Annotated in this window: 19 protein-coding genes and 1 tRNA gene; 10 read left to right on the forward strand and 10 right to left on the reverse strand. The window is 68.5% G+C overall.

Annotation, left to right across the window (positions count from 1 at the left end):
* Position 1 precedes the first annotated feature (1 nt).
* Together aspA and HDA45_RS08630 are read left to right on the forward strand one after the other, a co-directional pair.
* Entirely contained in the window at positions 2-1,390 is a 1,389-nt protein-coding gene (aspA, locus tag HDA45_RS08625) for an aspartate ammonia-lyase (protein ID WP_184893496.1), read from the forward strand.
* A 161-nt stretch (positions 1,391-1,551) separates the two neighbouring features.
* Positions 1,552-3,171: a CocE/NonD family hydrolase gene (locus HDA45_RS08630; protein WP_184893498.1), complete on the forward strand. Its 1,620-nt coding sequence runs from the start codon at positions 1,552-1,554 to the stop codon at positions 3,169-3,171.
* Here HDA45_RS08630 and HDA45_RS08635 read toward each other — a convergent pair.
* Together HDA45_RS08635 and HDA45_RS08640 are read right to left on the reverse strand one after the other, a co-directional pair.
* Positions 3,168-3,929 carry a metallophosphoesterase gene (locus HDA45_RS08635; protein ID WP_184893500.1) on the reverse strand — a complete coding sequence of 254 codons (762 nt, stop codon included), beginning with the start codon at positions 3,927-3,929 and terminating at the stop codon, positions 3,168-3,170. The two genes, HDA45_RS08630 and HDA45_RS08635, sit on opposite strands and share 4 nt — an antisense overlap.
* Positions 3,930-3,933: 4 nt before the next feature.
* On the reverse strand, positions 3,934-4,563 hold the full coding sequence (locus tag HDA45_RS08640) for a GntR family transcriptional regulator (RefSeq protein WP_184893502.1): 630 nt from the start codon (positions 4,561-4,563) through the stop codon (positions 3,934-3,936).
* 46 nt (positions 4,564-4,609) lie between these two features.
* On the opposite strand from HDA45_RS08640, the gene HDA45_RS08645 reads away from it, so the two are divergent.
* A complete protein-coding gene (locus tag HDA45_RS08645) occupies positions 4,610-5,788 on the forward strand; it encodes an aminotransferase class V-fold PLP-dependent enzyme (protein WP_184893504.1) in 1,179 nt (392 codons plus the stop codon).
* Here the strand turns inward: HDA45_RS08645 and HDA45_RS08650 are convergent.
* Positions 5,785-6,276 carry a DUF1453 domain-containing protein gene (locus HDA45_RS08650; RefSeq protein ID WP_184893506.1) on the reverse strand — a complete coding sequence of 164 codons (492 nt, stop codon included), beginning with the start codon at positions 6,274-6,276 and terminating at the stop codon, positions 5,785-5,787. The two genes, HDA45_RS08645 and HDA45_RS08650, sit on opposite strands and share 4 nt — an antisense overlap.
* Positions 6,277-6,338: 62 nt before the next feature.
* Here HDA45_RS08650 and HDA45_RS08655 point away from each other — a divergent pair, with 62 nt between their 5' ends.
* The 3 genes from HDA45_RS08655 to HDA45_RS08665 are packed head-to-tail and all read left to right on the forward strand — an operon-like array spanning position 6,339 to position 8,904.
* Entirely contained in the window at positions 6,339-6,971 is a 633-nt protein-coding gene (locus HDA45_RS08655; protein ID WP_184893508.1) for a TetR/AcrR family transcriptional regulator, read from the forward strand.
* Entirely contained in the window at positions 6,968-8,464 is a 1,497-nt protein-coding gene (locus HDA45_RS08660) for an AMP-binding protein (RefSeq protein ID WP_184893510.1), read from the forward strand. The genes HDA45_RS08655 and HDA45_RS08660 overlap by 4 nt, the downstream gene beginning before the upstream one ends.
* A 20-nt stretch (positions 8,465-8,484) precedes the next feature.
* Positions 8,485-8,904, forward strand: coding sequence for a cupin domain-containing protein (locus HDA45_RS08665; RefSeq protein WP_184893512.1), 420 nt, complete (start codon positions 8,485-8,487; stop codon positions 8,902-8,904).
* Here HDA45_RS08665 and HDA45_RS08670 read toward each other — a convergent pair.
* Positions 8,901-9,419 carry a MarR family winged helix-turn-helix transcriptional regulator gene (locus HDA45_RS08670; RefSeq protein ID WP_184893515.1) on the reverse strand — a complete coding sequence of 173 codons (519 nt, stop codon included), beginning with the start codon at positions 9,417-9,419 and terminating at the stop codon, positions 8,901-8,903. The genes HDA45_RS08665 and HDA45_RS08670 overlap by 4 nt on opposite strands.
* Before the next feature lie 14 nt (positions 9,420-9,433).
* On the opposite strand from HDA45_RS08670, the gene HDA45_RS08675 reads away from it, so the two are divergent.
* Positions 9,434-9,937: a carboxymuconolactone decarboxylase family protein gene (locus HDA45_RS08675; RefSeq protein WP_184893517.1), complete on the forward strand. Its 504-nt coding sequence runs from the start codon at positions 9,434-9,436 to the stop codon at positions 9,935-9,937.
* Between the two features lie 789 nt (positions 9,938-10,726).
* Here HDA45_RS08675 and HDA45_RS08680 read toward each other — a convergent pair.
* The 4 genes from HDA45_RS08680 to HDA45_RS08695 all read right to left on the reverse strand — a co-directional run bounded on the left by HDA45_RS08680 (position 10,727) and on the right by HDA45_RS08695 (position 12,817).
* Positions 10,727-11,689, reverse strand: a complete 963-nt coding sequence (locus HDA45_RS08680) for a GNAT family N-acetyltransferase (protein ID WP_184893520.1) — start codon at positions 11,687-11,689, stop codon at positions 10,727-10,729.
* A gap of 47 nt (positions 11,690-11,736) precedes the next feature.
* Positions 11,737-11,808, reverse strand: a tRNA-Val gene (locus HDA45_RS08685).
* A 39-nt stretch (positions 11,809-11,847) separates the two neighbouring features.
* Positions 11,848-12,309 (reverse strand): peroxiredoxin, encoded by a 462-nt coding sequence (locus HDA45_RS08690; RefSeq protein ID WP_184893522.1) that lies wholly within the window; start codon positions 12,307-12,309, stop codon positions 11,848-11,850.
* A 76-nt stretch (positions 12,310-12,385) separates the two neighbouring features.
* Complete coding sequence (locus tag HDA45_RS08695; protein WP_034311133.1) at positions 12,386-12,817, reverse strand: DUF3052 domain-containing protein; 432 nt, start codon at positions 12,815-12,817, stop codon at positions 12,386-12,388.
* A 401-nt stretch (positions 12,818-13,218) separates the two neighbouring features.
* On the opposite strand from HDA45_RS08695, the gene aceE reads away from it, so the two are divergent.
* Both aceE and HDA45_RS08705 read left to right on the forward strand, forming a co-directional pair.
* Entirely contained in the window at positions 13,219-16,014 is a 2,796-nt protein-coding gene (gene aceE, locus HDA45_RS08700) for a pyruvate dehydrogenase (acetyl-transferring), homodimeric type (RefSeq protein ID WP_184893524.1), read from the forward strand.
* Between the two features lie 122 nt (positions 16,015-16,136).
* Positions 16,137-17,348: an alpha-hydroxy-acid oxidizing protein gene (locus tag HDA45_RS08705; protein WP_184893526.1), complete on the forward strand. Its 1,212-nt coding sequence runs from the start codon at positions 16,137-16,139 to the stop codon at positions 17,346-17,348.
* On the opposite strand, the gene HDA45_RS08710 is transcribed toward HDA45_RS08705, so the two are convergent.
* Complete coding sequence (locus HDA45_RS08710; protein WP_184893528.1) at positions 17,320-17,964, reverse strand: nicotinamide mononucleotide transporter; 645 nt, start codon at positions 17,962-17,964, stop codon at positions 17,320-17,322. The two genes, HDA45_RS08705 and HDA45_RS08710, sit on opposite strands and share 29 nt — an antisense overlap.
* 205 nt (positions 17,965-18,169) lie before the next feature.
* Positions 18,170-18,907, reverse strand: a complete 738-nt coding sequence (locus HDA45_RS08715) for a mechanosensitive ion channel family protein (RefSeq protein ID WP_184893530.1) — start codon at positions 18,905-18,907, stop codon at positions 18,170-18,172.
* A gap of 328 nt (positions 18,908-19,235) precedes the next feature.
* On the opposite strand from HDA45_RS08715, the gene HDA45_RS08720 reads away from it, so the two are divergent.
* On the forward strand, positions 19,236-20,450 hold the full coding sequence (locus HDA45_RS08720; RefSeq protein WP_184893532.1) for a PucR family transcriptional regulator: 1,215 nt from the start codon (positions 19,236-19,238) through the stop codon (positions 20,448-20,450).
* Positions 20,451-20,508: the final 58 nt, after the last annotated feature.

Consider the following 20,508-nt stretch of genomic DNA (forward strand, 5'->3'; position numbering starts at 1 on the left):
GATGCACCGCGTGGAACACGATCTGCTGGGAGACAAGGAAGTTCCGGCCGACGCCTACTGGGGTGTGCACACCGCGCGCGCCAGGGAGAACTTCCCCATCACCGGCACCGCGATCTCCGCGTACCCGCATCTGATCGAGGCGCTCGCCTCGGTCAAGGAGGCCGCCGCCCGCGCCAACGCCGGCCTCGGCCTGCTGAGCCCGGACGTCGCCGACGCGATCTGCCGCGCGTGCCGGGAGATCCGGGAAGGCGCGCTGCACGAGGAGTTCGTCGTCGACGTCATCCAGGGCGGCGCGGGCACCTCGACGAACATGAACGCCAACGAGGTGATCGCGAACCGCGCGCTCGAACTGCTCGGACACGAGAAGGGCGACTACGCCCGAGTGCACCCGAACGAGCACGTGAACCTCGGGCAGTCCACGAACGACGCCTATCCGACAGCGGTCAACGTCGCGACGATCATCGCCGTCCGCGAACTGGCCGAAGCGATGACCGTGCTGGAGCGCGCGTTCGCCGCCAAGGCCGTCGAGTTCCACGATCTGCTGAAGATGGGCCGGACCCAGCTGCAGGACGCGGTCCCGATGACGCTGGGGCAGGAATTCGGGACCTACGCGATCATGCTCGGCGAAGACCGGCTGCGGCTCACCGAAGCGGTGGCGCTGCTGCACGAGATCAACCTCGGCGCGACCGCGATCGGCACCGGCCTCAACGCCGCGCCCGGATACGCCGAAGCCGCCGTCGCACAGCTGCGCGAGATCACCGGGCTGCCCGTCGTGAGCGCCGCCGATCTCGTCGAGGCGACGCAGGACTGCGGTGCCTTCGTGCACCTTTCCGGTGTCCTCAAGCGCATCGCGGTGAAACTTTCGAAGAGCTGCAACGATCTGCGGCTGCTCTCGTCGGGACCGCGGGCCGGGCTGAACGAGATCAACCTGCCGCCGGTGCAGGCCGGGTCGTCGATCATGCCGGGCAAGATCAACCCGGTGATCCCCGAAGTGGTCAACCAGGTCGCTTTCGAGGTCATCGGCAACGACGTCGCCGTCACGATGGCGGCGGAGGCCGGGCAGTTGCAGCTCAACGCCTTCGAGCCGCTGATCCTGCACTCGCTTTCGGAGAGCATCACACATCTGCGGTCGGCCTGCGTGGTGCTGGCGGAACGGTGCGTTTCCGGGATCACCGCGAACGCCGACGTGATGCGGGGTTACGTCGAGAACTCGATCGGGCTGGTGACCGCGCTGAACCCGAGCATCGGGTACGCGGCGGCGACCGAGATCGCCAAGGAAGCGCTGGAGACCGGGCGCGGAGTGGCTGAACTCGTCGTCGAGAAGGGCCTTCTCCCCGCCGAAGAACTGGCGAAGCTGCTGAAGCCGGAGACACTCGCACGGCTTCGCTGAGACCCGCGGGGCGGTACCGGGCGGTCCGCCCCGCGCCAGGTCTCGTGAGTGGTGAAGGACGGCTCCAACCGTCCTCACCACTCACGAGACCCACCACCTGCCCTGACCTGGAGTACGGTCGTAAGCGGACGATGATCATCCGCACGAAAGGCGGCCCAGGCGTGCTCGACCGACTCCTCGACCGGTTCCTCGGCCTTCCCCCTGCCGAAGGCCCCGCTCCCGTGGCGACCAAGGGAATCCCCGTCCCGATGCCCGACGGCGTCCGGCTGCTGGCCGACCGCTACGCCGTCCCGGACGGCGAACCGCGGCCGGTGGTGCTGATCCGCACGCCGTACGGCCGCAAGGGGCTGATGGGCAAGATCTTCGGCGAGACGTTCGCGCGGCACGGGTTGCAGACGGTCCTGCAGAGCACTCGCGGCACCTTCGGCTCCGGCGGCGAGTTCCGGCCGTTCCACCTGGAGAAGGAGGACGGCCTCGCCACCGTCGCCTGGCTGCGCGAGCAGCCGTGGTGCGACGGACGGGTCGCGATGGCGGGCGCGAGCTACCTCGGCCACACGCAGTGGGCTGTCGCGCCGTATCTCGACGAGCCGCTCGAAGCGCTGTGTCTCGGTGTCACCGCGTCGGAGTTCGTCTCGACGTTCTATCCCGGCGGGATCCTCGCGGTCGACAACATGGTCTCGTGGTCGGCGCTGATCGGCCGCCAGGAAGGCCGGTTCGCCGGTCTGCCGAACCCTTGGCAGACGAAGAAGACCCGCCAGGCCATGGCTCATCTGCCGGTTTCCGGCGCGGACGTCGCGGCCATCGGCAAGCAGGTGCGGTTCCTTCAGGACGTCTCCGGGCACGCCGAGCCGGGGGACGACTTCTGGGCGCCGTCGGACCACAGCGCCGAGGTCGCCGGGCTGAGGACCCCGGTGACGATGGTGACCGGCTGGTACGACCTGTTCATCACCGCGCAGCTGCGCGACTTCAAGGAACTCGCCGCGGCGGGGCGTGAGCCGAGGATCACCATCGGCCCCTGGGCACACGGCGAACCGGCCAGCCTCAAAACCCTGATCACCGACCAGATCGGCTTCCTTTCCGCCCACCTTCACGGCGATCGCGCGCCGCTGAGGCAGGCTCCCGTACGCCTGTACCTGCAGGGCTCCGGGCGGTGGCTGGACTTCGACAGCTGGCCGCCGAAGTCCGACGCCACCCCGTATTTCCTGCGCCCCGGCGGGCTTTCCACCGAAGAGCCCGTCGAGTCGAAGCCGGGGACGTTCACCTTCGACCCGGCCGATCCGACGCCGTCCGTGGGCGGCCCGCTGCTTTCGGGCACGCAGAAACAGCGCGACAACAAGGACGTCGAGGAGCGCGGGGACGTGCTGCTCTTCACCGGCGAAAAGCTGAAGCGCGACCTCGACGTCATCGGCGAGGTCTCCGCGCTGGTGCACGTGCGGACCGACGTCGGGCATGGCGACGTGTTCGTCCGGCTTTGCGATGTGGACGGTCGCGGTGTCTCCCGCAACGTCACCGACGGCATCCTCCGCCTGCGCCCCGGCCACCCCAAGTCCGATGTGGACGGTGTGGTCGCGGCGGAGGTCCGGCTCGATCCGACGGCTTACCGGTTCCGGCGCGGGCACCGGCTGCGGCTGCAGGTCGCGGGCGGAGCGTTCCCCCGCTTCGCCCGCAACCACGGCACCGGCGAGTCCGTTTTCAGCGCGGTGGACGGGAAACCCGCGCGGTTCGAGATCTTCCACGATCCCGCGCGGCCGTCCGCGATCACCCTGCCGGTGTCTTCCTAGGCCGGGACCACCCGGTGGTGGGTGGTCAGCCTGCCGTCGTCGTGCAGCACGTGGAACAGCAGCGACGGCGGCAGGTCGTAGTCGATCGGCCCGCCTTCTCCCCACGGCCGGAGCCCGTTCTCCTCCCACGGGAGCAGGATGCTCGACCCGACAGAAGGCGCGGACCTCAGCGGCAGACCCGCGAAGGTCGTCGACGCCGAGGCGTGGACGTGCCCGCAGAGCAGGGCCACCACTCGCGGATGACGTCCGAGCACCTCGGCCAGCCTGTCTTCGCCGTACTGGCGCATCGCGTCCACCAGCGGCAGACCGAGTTCGACAGGCGGGTGGTGGAAGGCGATGAAGGCGGGGCCGTCGCCGACGGCCAGAACGCCGTCCAGCCAGGCCACCGTCTCGTCGTCGAACAGGCCGTCCGGCTTGCCGGGGATGCTCGAATCGGCCATGACGAACGTGACGTCGCCGACGGTGTGCGCCGCGTTGACCGGGGCGTCGTCCGGCGCCTGGCCGAGCAGCCCTTCGCGGAACGGGCCGCGCTTGTCGTGGTTGCCGGGGCAGGTGAACAACGGGACGTCGGTCTTGAACAGCTCGGCCGCGCGCCGGTACTCCTCGAGCGTGCCGTGATCGGCGATGTCGCCGGTCACCAGGATCGCGTCGACCGGCTTCGCCAGGTTTTCCAGGTACCGCATGACCCGCGCGGTGCGTTCGTCGCCGCGCTCCCCGCCGTCGAGATGGTTGTCACTCAGATGTGCCGTCACGAACATCGTGTCACCCCATGTTCTCCAAATATGCCAACGTTTTCACCCAGTTCCGCACGAGCAGCTCCGCGGCCGTCGCGAGGTCCGAGACACGGATCGCCTCGGCGATCCGACGATGCTCGTCGATACTTTCCAGCGAGCGTTCGGCGCCACCGAAATAGCTGGTGTCATAGCGTTTCAGCAGCGGCTTGGTCTGTTCGATCAGGCGCAGCAGATGCGGATTCGTGCAGCGCGAGACCAGCAGCGCGTGCCAGCGATCGTCCAAATCGGACAGATCGCCTCGCCGCCCGAGTTCCGCTGTCATCTCGGTGGCGATCCGGTCGAGGCCGCCGGTGAGCCCGGCGAGGTCCTGCGGCGAACTCCAGCGCAACGCGAGCGATTCCAGCTCCGCGACGAGCGGGTACAGCCGCCGGGCCTCTTCGGGATCGAAGGGCGGCACGAGGAAACCGCGACCCGGCGCCGAGACGAGCAGGCCACGATCGGCCAGCCCGATCAGCGCCTCGCGCAGCGGTGTCCGGCTGACACCCAGTTCGCGGGCGAGGTGCACCTCGTTGATCCGGCTGTCCGCGGCGAGCCGGCCGTCGAGTACGCGGGCGGTGATCTCCTCGGCGAGATCGCTCCGCAGCAGGTTCCTCGTCATGCGGGCAGTATTGCATGCACTTCGGCCATACTGTATTCAGTTAGGCATGACGGCCTTCGATGTAAACCGCGCTCGTGCCGAGACGCCGGGCTGCGCGGAAGTGGTCCACCTCAACAACGCCGGATCGTCGCTGCCACCCGCGCGAGTGACCGACACCGTCGTCGACTACCTGCGCGAAGAAGCCCTGATCGGCGGATACGAGCAGGCCACGGCCACCGTGGAGCGGCTGGACGGCGTCTACGCCTCGGCCGCGCGGCTCGTCGGCGCCGAGCCCGACGACATCGCGCTGACCGACAACGCGACCCGATCCTGGCAAGCGGTCTTCTACGCGCTGCCGTTCGCCGCCGGAGACCGGATCCTGACGGCGAAGTCCGAGTACGCGAGCAACGTCATCTCCTACCTTCAGCTCGCGAAGCGCACCGGCGCCGTCGTCGAGGTGGTCGAGGACGACGAGTCCGGACAACTGGACGTCGAGGACCTCAAACGCCGTGTCGACGGCGACGTCAAGCTGATCGCCGTCTCCCACGTGCCGACCCAGGGCGGGCTGGTGAACCCCGCCGAGGAGATCGGCGCTGTCGCGCGCGAGGCCGGGATCCCGTTCCTGCTGGACGCGTGCCAGAGCGCGGGCCAGATCGACCTCGACGTCGCGCGCCTGAACTGCGACGCGCTCAGCGTGACCGGCCGCAAGTACCTGCGCGGACCGCGCGGCACCGGGTTCCTCTACGCGCACCCGCGGCTGCGTGAACGCGTGGAGCCCGCGATGCTCGACCTCCACTCGGCGGCATGGACAGCGCCCGAGAGCTACGAGGTCGATTCGACGGCGAAGATGTTCGAGGTCTGGGAACGTGATCACGCCGCGGTGCACGGCCTCGGCGCCGCGATCGACTACGCCCTCGAATGGGGCATGCCCGCCATCGAAGCCCGCGTCGCCACGCTGGCCGCGAAACTGCGCGACGCGCTCCGCGAGATCCCCGGCGTCCGCGTCCACGACCAGGGCGCGCGGAAGTGCGGAATCGTCACGTTCAGCGTCGCGAAAACGCCGTCGCAGGAAGTGAAACAGCGCCTGGCCGCGGCGAAGATCAATGTCAGCGTCGTGGAAGCGTCGTCCGCCCAGTTCGACTTCGCCGCGCGTGGGCTGCCCTCGATGGTCCGGTCTTCGGTGCACTACTTCAACACCGAAGACGAGATCGCACTCCTCGTCGGCGAGGTCGCGAAACTGGCCTAACGGCGGGAAAGCACCGACTCGGACGGCGGGGCGTACGGCAGCCCCGTCGTCTTGGCGCGCTTGCCGATCACCAACGCCTCACCCATGAGGCTGACGCCGATCGACAAGGTCACCGGCCGCGCGTCGGGATGCGCACCCGCCATGGTGGCCAGGAAACCGATGCCGAAGTTCACCGCCATCGACAGCACCCAGACGCCGAACGTCCAGCCGGTGTAGCGCAGCCAAAGCACTCCGTCGCGCTCGAACAGCTTCGTGGTGGTGGCACGCACCGCGCCGAGGCCGCAGCCGACCGCGGAGCCCAGTACGAGCCAGAGACCGTCCGTGAACGTGAAGGCATCCAGCTTCGTCAAGCCGTAGACGCCGATCCCGATCAGGATCACCGGTGCCCCGAACACGTCGCGGGCGACCAGCGGCTCCCCGCGCAGTCGCCGTACGACGATCACGATCACCGCGGCGACCACCAGCGCGATCAGCAACCAGGTCCTCATGACTCCCCCTTTGTAGCATGACTGTGCCAAATAAAATAGCAAGGTCGTGCTATAAAGACAACATGCCCAAGATCGTCGACCCCGAGGCCCGGCGCCTGGAGATAGCCGAGGCCGTCTTCCGCGTGATCCAGCGGGACGGCCTCGCGCAGGCTTCGCTCAGGAGCGTGGCCGACGAAGCCGGTCTGGCGATCGGCTCGGTTCGGCACTACTTCAAGGGGCACGACGAGCTGATCGTGTTCGCCATGCGCGCGCTCGGCGACAGGGTGATCGCGAGGCTGATGGGGCATCTCCCGGAGCCGCTCGACCCCGCGACACCGCGCTCACGGCGGAAGGAACTCACCGAAGCACTGCTCGGCGAACTGCTTCCGCTCACCGAGCAGACCAGGGCCGAAACCGACGTCTGGCTGGCGTTCACGGCAGCCGCGAAATACCGCCCGGACCTCGCCGAGGAGGTCACCCGCACGTATGAGGGGGTCCGTTCCCTCGTCCGGCGGGTTCTCGAAGGCGCGCACGGAGTGGGCGGCCTGCTCGAAGGCCTCGACCTGGCCGTCGAAACCGAACGGCTGGCCGCGCTGCTGGACGGCCTCGCCCTTTCGTCGGGGCGGACATCGCCGGAGCTGATGCTCTCGGTGCTCCGGCGGCACCTGGAGAGCCTGCGGCGCCCCGACCCGGGAGATGGCACTGTGACGGGATGAGCACGTTCTACGAAGTCGCGGCCCTGGATCCCGGCCGCGTCGCGGTGATCGACGTCGACGGGCGGGAGACCACCTTCGGCGAGCTGTCGGCGCGGGTGAACCAGCTGACCCACGCCTTACGGGCACTCGGCCTCGGCGAAGGCGACGGTGTCCTCGCGATCATCCACAACGGACTCGCCTACTACGAACTGCTGCTGGCGACCCTGCAAGCGGGGATCTACTTCACCCCGGTCAACTACCGGTCCTCGCCGAGCGAGATCGCCTACATCGCGGTCAACAGCGGCGCGAAGGTGGCCATCGCGGACGCGGACATCGCGGCCACCTGCACCACGGAACTCAAGGGTCTGCACCGGTTCTCGCGCGGTGAGACACCCGGCTGGGCGGACTACGCGACCTGGGGCGCGGACCAGCCCGCCATCACCCCCGAGCACCGCACAGCCGGCCAGACGATGCTCTACACCTCCGGCACCACGGGACGCCCCAAAGGTGTCCGGCGCGCTCTGTCCGGGCGGCCGCCCGCGTTGCACCCGATCCACGCGAACGTCCTCGAACGCCTGGACGTCCTGCCGGGGCACGGCGTACACCTCGTCGCCTGCCCGCTCTATCACGCGGCGCCGGGCACGTTCTCGACCGCGATCCTGCACCTCGGGCACACGCTCGTGCTGATGGACCGGTTCGACGCCGAGGAAACGTTGCGGCTCACCGAAAAGCACCGTGTCACGAGTACACATCTGGTGCCGACGATGTTCCACCGCATGCTGCGGCTGCCCGAGGACGTCCGCTCGCGCTACAACCTGTCGAGCCTGGTCTCGGTGATCCACGGCGCCGCGCCTTGTCCGCGTGAGGTCAAGGAGCGGATGCTCGCCTGGCTCGGGCCGGTCGTCCATGAGTACTACGGCGCGTCCGAGGGACTGATCACGGCGGTGCACGCGCGCGAATGGCTCGCCGAGCCGGGCACGGTCGGCGAACCGCTGGACGGTGTGCGGGTGAAGGTCGTCGACGACGACGGCCGGGAACTCCCCGCGGGCGAGCCAGGGACGCTCTACTTCAGTTCCGCGCACACGAAATTCGACTACCACGACGATCCGGACAAGACGGCCGCCGCGCGCTCCGGGGAGTTCGTCACCGTCGGGGACGTCGCCTATCTCGACGCCGAGGGCCGCGTGTTCCTGTGCGACCGGCGGACGGATCTCATTCTTTCCGGTGGCGTGAACATCTACCCGGCCGAGATCGAGGCGCGGTTGCTGAGCCATCCGGACGTCGCCGACGTCGCGGTGATCGGGGAGCCGGATCCCGAATGGGGACAACGGGTCGTCGCCGTGGTTCAACCGGTCGAAGACGTCCTCGGGGACTCAGCGCTGGCGAAGCGGCTCGAGGAGCATTGCCGGGCCGAACTCGCCGGATTCAAGACACCGCGCCGGTTCGACTTCCGGGAGCGGCTGCCGCGGACGGAGAGCGGCAAGATGCTGCGACGGACGCTTCGGGCGACCTGAATCGCGGTACGGTTCTTCCCATGCGCCCGCGGTCCGTGACCACGCTGCTCGCCACACTCGCCCTCGCGCTCGCCGTCCCCGCGACGGCCGAGGCGACGCCCGGATCCGGGGTGACCGGGACGATCTTCAAGCAGAAGACGGTCGGGAACACCGACTACGTGCTGCGCGAGGTCGTCATCCAGCCCGGCGGGTACACCGGCTGGCACTACCACGACGGGAAGCTCTACGCGTACGTCAAGGCGGGCACGCTGACGCACAACTCGGCCGACTGCGGCCTCGACGGCCTGTACCGGAAGGGCGCCGCGTTCACCGAGCCGAGCGACACTGTCCACATCGGACGGAACCTCGGGACGACGCCGGTGGTGCTGGAGGTGCTCTACGTCCTCCCGCATGGGAGCCCGCTCTCACAGGACGCGCCGAACCCGGGTTGTCCTTTCTAGGCCCCGAACCAGCCGGCGACGTCGAGCCGGAAGCCGTCCGCGGGCGCCATCGTGCGCAGGTCGGCTTCGAGCGCGCGGACCCTTTCGGTTCCCAGCGCGCCCACCCAGTCCTTGCGCAGCTCCTCGAAGATCGCCGCGCTCCTGCCGAGTGAGTCGATCCCGCGGCCGGTGAGCCGCACGACCTTGCGCCGCGCGTCGGCCGGATCGTCGGCGCGCTCGACGTAACCGAGCTGCTCCAGCTTGTCGACGGTCTTGCCCGCCGCCTGTTTGCTGACCCCGAGCCGCCGCCCGATCTCGCTCGCCGTCGCGCCGCCGCGGCCGATCGCCTGGATGGCGAAGCCGTACGCCGGACGGACGTCGGGATGACCCTGCTCGGCCAGTTCGGCGTGGAGCCGGTCGATGATCGAGCGGAAGCCCGCGAACAGCAACAGCGGCAGCTCGAACCCGGGCGCGTCGGAAACCCGCTTGCCCTGTTCGACAACTTGGTTTACGTTTTCGTCAACCACGTTGACCATCCTAAGGGGCAGCCTTGTTCACCGATCACACCCTCGAAACCGCGCCCGAAGCCTCCCGTCGCCCGATGGAGGCGACCATCCGGCATCTGGGCCACCTGCCGACCGCCGTCGCCCGGCTGGCGTCGTCACCGGAACTGCTCGACGGGTTCCTGAAGCTCAGCGCGAGCTTCGAGAAGACCACACTCGATCCCCTCGCGCGGGAGACGGTCGTGATGACCGTGGCGACGCGCAACGGCTGCGAAGTGTGTGTCGAGATGCACACCGCCAAGCTGAAGGGACTTCACGCGGACGACGACGTCATCGCGGCGCTTCGCTCGCAGGAGCCCGTGCCCGACGAGCACCTGGAAGCCGTCCGGCAGTTCACGCTGGCGGTGCTCGAAACCGCCGGCGGCGTGGACGACGAGACACTGACGGCCTTCGTCGGGCACGGCTACACCGAGCGGAACGCCCTCGAAGTCGTCATGGGCATCGGGACCTACACGATGTCGACCCTGGCGAACCGGCTCACCCGCGCCTGACCGGCCCCAAGTCCGCGAAGGCCTCCTTGCCTACTTTCAGGGTAGGCAAGGGGCCCTTCACGGGCTTGCGATCGCTACGTCCGCACCGCGCGCACCAGCAGTTACAGCGACTGCGCGACCAGGGCACCGAAGCACGATCTCCGGCTGACGATCGAGCGTGGAAGATTCGGGACGTTGAACGTCCCGAATTCTCCACCGTCGCGCAGACCCCATCAGCCCCCGGTTGATCAAGCCCAAGCAAGGCCGGATACCAATGGGTCGGCAATTCCGGCCGTAGACACGTGAAGGCCCCTCCACTCGACTGAGCCGAGTGAAGGGGTCTTCACGCACCCCCAACTGTGGAACGTCTTTGGGTTTTCGGCGGTCTGGTCTGCCCCCTCGGCAGGCCAGACCGCCGGTGCGCCGCGCCGCGGGTGGCGAACTTTCGGCTGCACAAGACAGGAGACGGCCGGGACTGCCCAGATACATCAAGATCGGCGGCCAAAGGAGTGACATCGCCGGTCGCGCAAAGTAGTCAGCCTTCGGGGCGCACAAAATGACCCGTGAGTCCCTCAACGCGGACCGGTGGCAGGCAACTCGAGTATGAAGGATTTGGGACGTTGAACGTCCCAAATCCTTCACTCTCGACCGCCGGCCACGCCAGTGGGCAAGCAAATACGAGTCCCTCAAGGGGGCCTTCACGGACCGCACCCACGAACAACCGCAGCCAGAATCCAATAGGTACCTACGGGCACCTTTGGCCCTAACCCGGATCGCCACTCACGATCCCCTTGGGCCGTCGCGGGAGCTTCAGGCCTCGAGTGCCCACCGCACGTACCGCATCGTCGGCGCGAAGCCTGCCTTCTCGAAGACCCCGAACGCGCCGGACGGGCTCGCCGAGTCCACGTTCAAGCTGGCGCGGTCGTAACCCTGCTCGGCGGCGGCCCGCAGCGCGTGCCCCATCAGCGTGCCCGCGACACCCCGCCGCCGATACTCCCGGAGCGTCCCGATGAGCATGAAGTGCGCGTCGCGGACGCCGGTGGCCTCCGTGTCGGCCTCCCAGTACATGGTCACCAGCATTCCCACCGGAACGCCCGTCGCCTTCTCCCGGAGCAGGAAGCCGACCTCGGGCCGGAAGGTCTGGTTGGTGATCTTGTTCTTCCAGAGGTCGACGGGCATCGGCACCGCGCCCCAGTAATCCCGGTACGCCTCGTTCCGCACGTTCCGGAAGTCCTCGTCGTTGCGCTCCGACCACGGCTCGACCAAGAACCCGTCGGGGATCGCCGCACCACCGACGGCACCGAGCGCGTGCTCCATCCGCTGGAAGTAGCGCACCGCCGCGAACCCGCGAGACCGGAGGAGCTCGGCCAGACCGGCGACCTTCTCCGGCCGGTTGACGTCCACCACGAGCTTCGAGGCCGGGTGATGCAGCGCGTGCACCACCTTGGCCGCCTCGACCCCGGCGTCGACGAGCGCGGTTCCGACACCCCGGCGGCGATACCCGGGATGGACCCCGCCGTCGAGGAAGACCCGATGGACCTCTTCCGCGGTCGGCTTGAAGCGGATCTTCATGTACCCGGCCATCACGTCACCGTCGAAGGCGGCGAGGCTCGCGCGCTCCAGGTCCGCGTACGGGTCGATCAGCTCCTGGAGGGTGTCTTCCTCGGTGTAGTTCTCGCCGATGCCGTCCTCGGCCTCGATGGCGTTGAGGAGGTCGGCCGACGCTTTGGCGTCCTCACGGGTGAGCGGCCGCCACGTCAGGGTGTCGCGCATGCGGCGACGGTATCCCCCGCGCGGGCGGGGTGTCGCCGGGTTTTCGGTGGGCGCAGTAGGGATCGAACCTACGACCGCTCGGGTGTAAACCGAGTGCTCTCCCGCTGAGCTATGCGCCCGGGAGGTGACACCCGCGGACGGGTGTCACCGGTGAAGACTCAGGCCAGCGAGGCCACGGCCTTCTTCCACGCCTGCTGGTCGCGCGCCTCGCCGGGCTGGTTGACCTCGGCGAACCGCACGACGCCGTCCTTGTCGATCAGGAAGGTGCCGCGGGTGGCCAGGCCGGCCGTCTCGTTGAAGACGCCGTAGGCCTTCGCGACCTCACCGTGCGGCCAGAAGTCCGAGAGCAGCGGGAACTGGTAGCCCTCCTGCTCGGCCCACGCCTTGAGCGAGAACGGGGTGTCCACGGACACACCGATGACCTGGACGCCCTGGCCGTCGTAGTCCGCGAACTCGTCGCGGAGCTGGCACAGCTCGCCGGTGCAGATGCCGCTGAACGCGAACGGGTAGAACACGAGCAGGACCGGCTTCTCGCCCTTGAAGGACGACAGCTTCACGGCTTGCTTGTTGTAGTCGTTGAGCGTGAAGTCCGGGGCTTGCGATCCGACCTCGACGGCCATACCGGCGGTTTCCTCTCAAGAGCGAACAGGGGCCTGCGATGACAACCCTATCGTGTCGATCGCGCGGCTCCTGAGGTCACCGCTTGGTCTTGGACGACTTCGGCGACACCAGCCGTGTGCCCGCCCACTTGGGGCCGGCGCTGATGTTGGCCGTCTGCGCCAATCCGACCTGCGGCACCGCTTCGGCGATCTCGCTCGGCTCGACGTGTCCGGGCTGTCCCGTCTTCGGGGTCAGCACCCAGATCACACCGTTCTCGTTCAAGGGGGTCCGGACCTCGATCAGCGTGTCTCCGAGATCACCGTCGTCCTCGCGCCACCACAGCAGCACCACGTCGATGACCTCGTCGGCGTCCTCGTCGAGGATGTCGCCGCCGATCTGCTCCTCGATCGCCGCTCGGAGGTCGTCATCGACGTCCTCGTCCCAGCCGATCTCCTGGACCACCATGTCCGGCTTGATCCCAAGCCTTTCGGCGACGCTGCTCTGATCAGCGTCTCCCGCGGCGACCACTGCTGTCACTCCTCCAACTACGACGGAGCGTGGTGTCGCCTCGGCCGGATCGACCGGGCGGGCACCACACTCGGGTACACGATGCCCGTTAGCGAACACTGGTGAGGCGCTGTGCGCAACCGTCCACACCGGATCTTGAACAACTCGTGTCGCGGCGTACGGACATTCGGACCACCCTGGCGTGGTCAATTCAGGCGCACTTGGGCACCACCGAACGCACTGCTTTAGGGTGGGAGAGAAAACGCGCGCGCGAGTACAGGCGCGCGCGAGACGTGTCGCGATCGGGTCCGCGAACGTTACCGATCAGTAGCGGTGACGCGAACGGAACCGGAGGACGACGATGGAAGGCGACACGTCCGCGTACGAGCAGAACCAGCTACCACCTTTCGCAAGGAGACCCCTTGGCCCCGCAGAACGACGGCGCCTCCGGCAAGGAGACCCCGGCACGCGTCCGCGTCATCCGTGACGGACTGGCGGCGCACCTGCCCGACATCGACCCGGAGGAGACTGCCGAATGGCTGGACTCCTTCGACGAGGCGCTGGCCAGGGGTGGTCAGCAGCGCGCCCGGTACCTGATGCTGCGCATCCTCGAGCGGGCCAGGGAACGCCACGTCGGCGTTCCGGCGCTGACATCGACGGACTACGTCAACACCATCCCCACCGAGAACGAACCCTGGTTCCCCGGTGACGAGGAGATCGAGCGCCGCTACCGCGCCTACATCCGGTGGAACGCCGCGATCATGGTGCACCGCGCGCAGCGTCCCGGCGTCGGCGTCGGCGGGCACATCTCGACCTACGGCTCGTCCGCGGCGCTGTACGAAGTGGGCTTCAACCACTTCTTCCGCGGCAAGGACCACTCCAGCGGCGGCGACCAGATCTTCATCCAGGGCCACGCCTCCCCCGGCATCTACGCCCGCGCGTTCCTCGAGGGCAGGCTGACCGAGAACCAGATGGACGGGTTCCGTCAGGAGTTCTCGCACGCCGGCGAGGGCGGCGGCCTGCCGTCGTACCCGCACCCGCGGCTGATGCCGGAGTTCTGGGAGAACCCGACCGTGTCCATGGGCCTCGGCCCGATGAACGCGATCTACCAGGCCCGGTTCAACCGCTACCTGCGCGATCGTGGCATCAAGGACACCAGCGATCAGCATGTCTGGGCGTTCCTCGGCGACGGCGAGATGGACGAGGCGGAATCACGCGGCCTCATCCACGTCGCCGCGGGCGAGGGCCTCGACAACCTGACCTTCGTGATCAACTGCAACCTGCAGCGGCTCGACGGCCCGGTGCGCGGCAACGGCAAGATCATCCAGGAGCTGGAGTCGTACTTCCGCGGCGCCGGCTGGAACGTCATCAAGGTCATCTGGGGCCGCGAGTGGGACTCGCTGCTGCACGCGGACCGCGACGGCGCGCTGGTCAACCTCATGAACACCACGCCGGACGGCGACTTCCAGACCTACAAGGCCAACGACGGCGCCTTCGTCCGTGAGCACTTCTTCGGCCGCGACCCGCGGACCAAGGAGCTGGTCAAGGACCTGACCGACGCCGACGTCTGGAACCTCAAGCGCGGCGGGCACGACTACCGCAAGGTCTACGCGGCCTACAAGTCGTCGCTGGAGCACCACGGCCAGCCGACGGTGATCCTGGCCCACACCATCAAGGGCTACGGCCTCGGCCCGTCCTTCGAGGGCCGCAACGCCACGCACCAGATGAAGAAGCTCACCCTCGACGACCTCAAGCTGTTCCGGGACGCCCAGCGCATCCCGATCAGCGACGAGGAGCTCGAGCGCGACCCGAAGCTGCCGCCGTACTACCACCCCGGCAAGGACTCGGCGGAGATCGAGTACATGGTCGGCCGCCGCAAGGCGCTCGGCGGGTTCCTGCCGGAGCGCCGCCCGAAGGCCGCGAAGGCGCTCGTGCTGCCGGGCGACAAGGTCTACGAAGGCATCCGCAAGGGCTCGGGCAAGCAGGAGGTCGCCACCACGATGGCGTTCGTCCGGCTCATCCGCGAGCTGGCGAAGGACTCCGAGATCGGCAAGCGGATCGTCCCGATCATCCCGGACGAGGCGCGCACCTTCGGACTGGACTCGATGTTCCCGACGGCCAAGATCTACAACCCGCACGGCCAGACGTACACGTCGGTCGACGCGAGCCTGATGCTGGCCTACAAGGAGTCCGAAAAGGGCGTCATCCTGCACGAGGGCATCAACGAGGCGGGCTCCACCGCGTCGTTCACCGCCGTCGGGACCTCGTACGCCACGCACGGCGAGCCGATGATCCCGATCTACATCTTCTACTCGATGTTCGGGTTCCAGCGGACCGGTGACGGCCTCTACGCGGCGGCGGACCAGATGGCCCGCGGGTTCGTGCTCGGCGCCACCGCCGGCCGCACCACGCTGACCGGTGAGGGCCTGCAGCACGCAGACGGGCACTCGCTGCTGCTGGCGGCGACCAACCCGGCCGTCGTGGCCTACGACGCGGCGTGGTCGTTCGAGATCGCGCACATCGTGCGGGACGGTCTTCGCCGGATGTACGGCGAGACCGGGCCGGACGGCAACGGCGAGAACATCTTCTACTACATGACGATCTACAACGAGCCCTACCAGCATCCCGCCGAGCCCGAGAACCTCGACGTCGACGGCCTGCTCAAGGGTCTCTACCGGTACGCCGACGCCCCGTCGGGCGACGGCCCGGAGGCGCAGATCCTGGTGTCCGGCGTCACCATGCCGGACGCGCTGCGGGCCCAGGAGATGCTCGCCGAAGAGTGGGGGGTGCGCGCGGCCGTCTGGTCCGCGACGTCGTGGACCGAGCTGCGGCGCGAGGCCGTCGAGATCGACCATGACAACCTCCTCCACCCGGGTGACTCCCCGCGTGTGCCGTACATCACGCGGAAGCTGTCCGGCGTGAACGGGCCGGTCGTCGCGGTTTCGGACTGGATGCGCGCCGTACCGGACCTGATCCGTCCGTGGGTGCCGACCGACATGCTGACGCTGGGCACCGACGGGTTCGGGTTCTCCGACACCCGCCCCGCCGCCCGGCGGAAGTTCCTGGTCGACGCGCAGTCGATCGTGGTCGGCACGCTGAGCGCGCTCGCCAAGCGTGGCGAGGTCGACCAGGCGAAGGTGGCGGAGGCGGCGCGGAAGTACCGCCTCGACGACGTCGCCGCCGCGGGTCCGCAGCTGTCGGACTCCGGTAGCGCCTAGCAGTGAGCCGAAGGGGCCTTTCATCGCGAAACTCGCGGTGAAAGGCCCCTTCGGCACATCTTGGGCGAGTCAAGCTAGGGTAGACATCGGATGTTTCTGGGAAGCGGAGAGGGTGAGCGAGTGTGACTAAGCGTCGACTGCCGAAGCCGAGTGAGCTGAAGCAGATCCTGCGGCCGAAGCCGATCGTGCTCAACCCGACCGAACGGCGGCTGGCTGGCGCGCACACGATCGCCGACCTGCGGACGATCGCCCGCAAGCGGACACCGCGGGCGGCGTTCGACTACACCGACGGCGCCGCGGAGCTGGAAGACAGCCTGCGCCGCGCCCGGCAAGCCTTCCGCAGCGTGGAATTCCACCCGAATGTCCTGCGCGGGGTGTCCGATGTGGACACGAGCAAGGAGATCCTCGGCAAGCGTTCGGCGCTGCCGTTCGCGTTCGCGCCGACCGGGTTCACGCGGATGATGAACCACGAAGGCGAGTCCGCGGTGGGCCGTGTCGCGCAGCGCAACGGCATCCCGATGGGGCTGTCGACGATGGCGACGACGTCGATCGAAGACCTCGCGGCGGCCGCCCCGGAGGCCCGCAAGTGGTTCCAGCTCTACGTCTGGCGCGACCACAAAGCGGGCGAAGATCTGATGAATCGCGCCTGGGCCGCCGGCTTCGACACGCTCATGCTGACGGTGGACACTCCGGTCGCGGGCGCGCGGCTGCGCGACGTCCGCAACGGGCTGACCATCCCGCCCGCGCTCACCCTCAAGACGTTCGTCGATGGCGCGATGCATCCGGCGTGGTGGATCAACCTCCTGACCACCGAGCCGCTGACCTTCGCGTCCTTGAGCCAGTTCGACGGCACGGTCGCCGAGCTGCTCAACCAGCTCTTCGACCCGACCTTGAACTTCGACGACCTCGACTGGGTCCGCCAGACCTGGCCGGGCAAGCTCGTGGTGAAGGGGATCCAGAACGTCGACGACGCGCGTGACGTGGTCAAGCACGGCGCCGACGCGGTGCTGCTGTCCAACCACGGCGGACGCCAGCTCGACCGCGCTCCGACGCCGATCGAACTGCTGCCCGCGGTGCTCGACGAGATCCAGGGCGACGCGGAGGTGTGGGTCGACACCGGCATCCTCTCCGGCGGCGACATCGTGGCCGCGATCGCGCGCGGCGCCGACGCGGTGCTGATCGGTCGCGCGTTCCTCTACGGCCTGATGGCCGGGGGCGAGCGCGGGGTTCAGCGGTGCGTGGACATCCTGCGCGCCGAGATGACCCGGACGATGCAGCTGCTGGGCGTCCGCACCCTCGACGACCTCAAGCCCTCACACGCGACGATGCGGTGACGACCCCGGCGTGGACCTGCTTCGCCGTCCGGTTCCAGCTCCACCAGCCGTGCACGACCAGCCCGGCGAACACGATGTAGACCGCGGCCGAGAAGTACAGGCCCGAGGAGAGCTGCAGCGGTACGCCGATCGCGTCGACGACCAGCCACACCAGCCAGAACTCGACGAGACCCGCGCCCTGCGCGGCGAAGGCGACCAGCGTGCCGACGAAGATCGCGGCGTCCGGCCACGGCGCCCACGAGGCGTCCAGCGCCTCGAGCACCAGCGCCATGGCGGTGGTGCCGATCGCGAACGCGCCGATCATCGCCAGGCGCTCGCCGAGGCGGCCCTTGCGGACGACGACGCCGTACACCGGGTCGCTGCGGCGGGACCAGGCCCACCAGCCGTAGATCGAGATGACGAGGATCGCGACCTGCCTGGTGGCGAGCCCGCCGAGATGCGCGGAGATGTAGACCGAGAACAACAGCACGGTGGCGCCGACCTGCACCGGCCACGTCCACAACGTGCGGCGTTGCGCCAGGAAGACCACGGCCAGCGCGAAGATCTGCCCCGCCAGTTCGGCGAAGGAGATCCACTGTCCGAGCACCGTGACACCGTTGTGCAGCAGGAAGTCCACGTCCGCACCCCTCTCGTCTACCGCTCCAACATGCTCCGCCTCGGCACCATTCCCTAGAGAGTGTGAGGTGCGGAACAGGGAGCAGGCTCGAGAGCCGCTGAGTGGAGTAGACGAAGGGGCCCTTCGCCGCGTGTCATGCGGCGAAGGGCCCCTTCAGCTCCGCGCGAGCCCGGTGCCTTCCTCGATCACCGGGCTCGCGGGATGCTCAGGAATCTACGCGACCGATGCCCACGGGCGAAGTCGGCGGCTCCGAACGGACCTTCTCTTTACTGCTTCCGGACTCCAATTGGCCCTGCAGGTTGGCCAGCCAGCCTTGCCAGCGGTCCTGCGCCGGCTTGATCAGGCCGCCGCCGAAGCCGACGACGATCACACCGCCGATGGTGGCGAGCACGGTGACCAGGACCGGTCCGGTGACCGCGGTCGCGATGTTCACCTGGCCGAGCGCGGCGATGATGCCGAACGCCACGATCAGCCAGTAGGCGATCGTGCCGAGCAGCCGTCCCGCGGGCCGTGTGGAGAGCGCGCCGGTCACCAGGTCGCGGACGACCTTCGCGACGGCGGCCGCGACGATCACCAGCACCAGCGCCACCAGGATCCGCGGCAGGAACGCGATGATGTCGTTGAGCAGCGCGCTGACCGGATTGCTCTCACCGAATACGCCGAACGCGAGTTGCAGCGCGATCAGGAGAATGAAGTAGTACACGAGTTTGACGAGGATCCCGCCCGCGTCGACATTCGCTTGTTTGAGCGTTCCGGTGAGTCCGGTCTTCTCGATGAGCTTGCCGAATCCGATCTTCGACAGAACCAGTCCCAATGCCTTTGACACGGCCTTCGCGATCAACCAGCCGATGAGCAGGATGATCAGGAATCCGACCAGTTTCGGCACGAAGGTGGCGACAAGGTTCCATGCTTGCCCCAGACCGTCTTTCAGCTGCTCGCCCACGGCGAACTCCCTCCTCGGCAAATCCGCGCCAAACCCGGCGTGGCTTGCGAGGGATCGTTGATCACCGGCTCCGCACCGGCAACTCGGCACCCCACGATCGAGTGAGTGAACTAGCGGGAAAAGATCGACAAGTCCCATACTTGTTCTACCGGTGGGGACCGGGGAGACGAGGCCGTCCGGCGCAGCGAAAAACGCGAGCGCCGGGCGGCCTCGAGTTTTAGGCAAACACCTTTCACAATTCGCCGCTCTGACTGTCCACTTCGGACACGAGCGGCGTAGGGCCGCAGGACGACGGCCCCTTGGCCGACCGGACTAGGATCGGCTGACCATGGCTGATGCGACTTCCGGACGGCGTGTGCCCAAGCACCACGGGCTGTCCGCCAAGACCCTCCGGCGGCTCGAGCACGCCTCCGGCCGGCTCGCGAGCGCGAGCGTGGCGGTGATGGAGGAGCGGCTGAGCTGGTTCGCCCGCCTCCCCGCCGACCAGCGCGCGAGCGTCCTGTTGATCACCCAGGCGGGTGCCGCCGGTTTCGTCGACTGGCTCCGCGACGCCAAGGAAGCCCTCTCCCTCACCACCGAGGCGTTCCGCGACGCGCCCGCCGAACTGTCCCGCTGGGTGAGCCTGCGGCAGGCGGTCGGCATGGTGCGGCTCGCGATCGAGGTGTTCGAGGAGCAGCTGCCGGAGTTCGCCGCGAACGAGGCGGAACGCGCCGCGTTGATCGAGGGGATCCTGCGCTACGGCCGGGAGATCGCGTTCGCCGCCGCCAACTCCTACGCGGCCGCCGCCGAGGCACGCGGCGCCTGGGACGCGCGGCTCGAAGCACTGGTCGTCGACGGCATCGTCCGCGGCGACGCCGAGGAAGCGGTGCTCTCCCGTGCCGCCGCGCTCGGCTGGGATCCGGCCGCTCCCGCCACCGCGCTGGTCGGCACCCCGACGTCGGACGATCCGCCCGCCGTCGTGTTCGAGGTGCGCAGCCGCGCCGCGAGGGTCGGGCGCCCCGTCCTGCTCTCGGTGCAGGGATCCCGCCTGGTCGTGGTCGTCGCGGGCCCCACCGACGGCAGCGTCAAGGACCGCGAGATCCTCACCAAACTTTCGGTGGCCTTCGCCGAGGGCCCGGTCGTCGCCGGGCCGACGGTCCCCACCCTCGCCGAGGCTCACCACAGCGCGACAGAGGCTCTCTCCGGCCTGCGCGCCGTCGTCGGCTGGCCCGGCGCCCCGCGGCCCGCGAGATCGATCGATCTGCTGCCGGAACGCGCGTTGTCCGGCGACCCCGAGGCGGAACGCCTGCTCGTGGAGCAGATCGCCCGGCCGCTGGAGGAGGCGGGCCCGGCGCTGCTGCGGACGGTGGAGACCTACCTCGACAGCGGCGGCGTGCTGGAGACCTGCGCGCGGACGCTGTTCGTGCATCCGAACACCGTCCGGTACCGGCTGCGGAAGGCCGCCGAACTCACCGGCCGCCACGCCGCCGAATCGCGCGACGCCTGGGTGCTGAAGGTGGCCCTGACCGTCGGCCGTCTGGCCCGGGCCCGCGGCCTCTGGTGACGAACTCACGTGACCGAACGGCGAACACACGTGATTGAAGACGGAACTCGCGTGATCA

It is taken from the genome of Amycolatopsis umgeniensis (genome assembly GCF_014205155.1).
Classification (GTDB): domain Bacteria; phylum Actinomycetota; class Actinomycetes; order Mycobacteriales; family Pseudonocardiaceae; genus Amycolatopsis; species Amycolatopsis umgeniensis.

Excerpts from the sequence above, each read along its gene's own strand:
- aspA (WP_184893496.1), top strand. The coding sequence starts at position 2 with ATGCACCGCGTGGAACACGATCTGCTGGGAGACAAGGAAGTTCCGGCC.
- HDA45_RS08635 (WP_184893500.1), bottom strand. The coding sequence starts at position 3,929 with ATGTTCGTGACGGCACATCTGAGTGACAACCATCTCGACGGCGGGGAG.
- HDA45_RS08640 (WP_184893502.1), bottom strand. The coding sequence starts at position 4,563 with ATGACGAGGAACCTGCTGCGGAGCGATCTCGCCGAGGAGATCACCGCC.
- HDA45_RS08645 (WP_184893504.1), top strand. The coding sequence starts at position 4,610 with ATGACGGCCTTCGATGTAAACCGCGCTCGTGCCGAGACGCCGGGCTGC.
- HDA45_RS08650 (WP_184893506.1), bottom strand. The coding sequence starts at position 6,276 with ATGAGGACCTGGTTGCTGATCGCGCTGGTGGTCGCCGCGGTGATCGTG.
- HDA45_RS08655 (WP_184893508.1), top strand. The coding sequence starts at position 6,339 with ATGCCCAAGATCGTCGACCCCGAGGCCCGGCGCCTGGAGATAGCCGAG.
- HDA45_RS08660 (WP_184893510.1), top strand. The coding sequence starts at position 6,968 with ATGAGCACGTTCTACGAAGTCGCGGCCCTGGATCCCGGCCGCGTCGCG.
- HDA45_RS08665 (WP_184893512.1), top strand. The coding sequence starts at position 8,485 with ATGCGCCCGCGGTCCGTGACCACGCTGCTCGCCACACTCGCCCTCGCG.
- HDA45_RS08670 (WP_184893515.1), bottom strand. The coding sequence starts at position 9,419 with ATGGTCAACGTGGTTGACGAAAACGTAAACCAAGTTGTCGAACAGGGC.
- HDA45_RS08680 (WP_184893520.1), bottom strand. The coding sequence starts at position 11,689 with ATGCGCGACACCCTGACGTGGCGGCCGCTCACCCGTGAGGACGCCAAA.
- HDA45_RS08690 (WP_184893522.1), bottom strand. The coding sequence starts at position 12,309 with ATGGCCGTCGAGGTCGGATCGCAAGCCCCGGACTTCACGCTCAACGAC.
- HDA45_RS08720 (WP_184893532.1), top strand. The coding sequence starts at position 19,236 with ATGGCTGATGCGACTTCCGGACGGCGTGTGCCCAAGCACCACGGGCTG.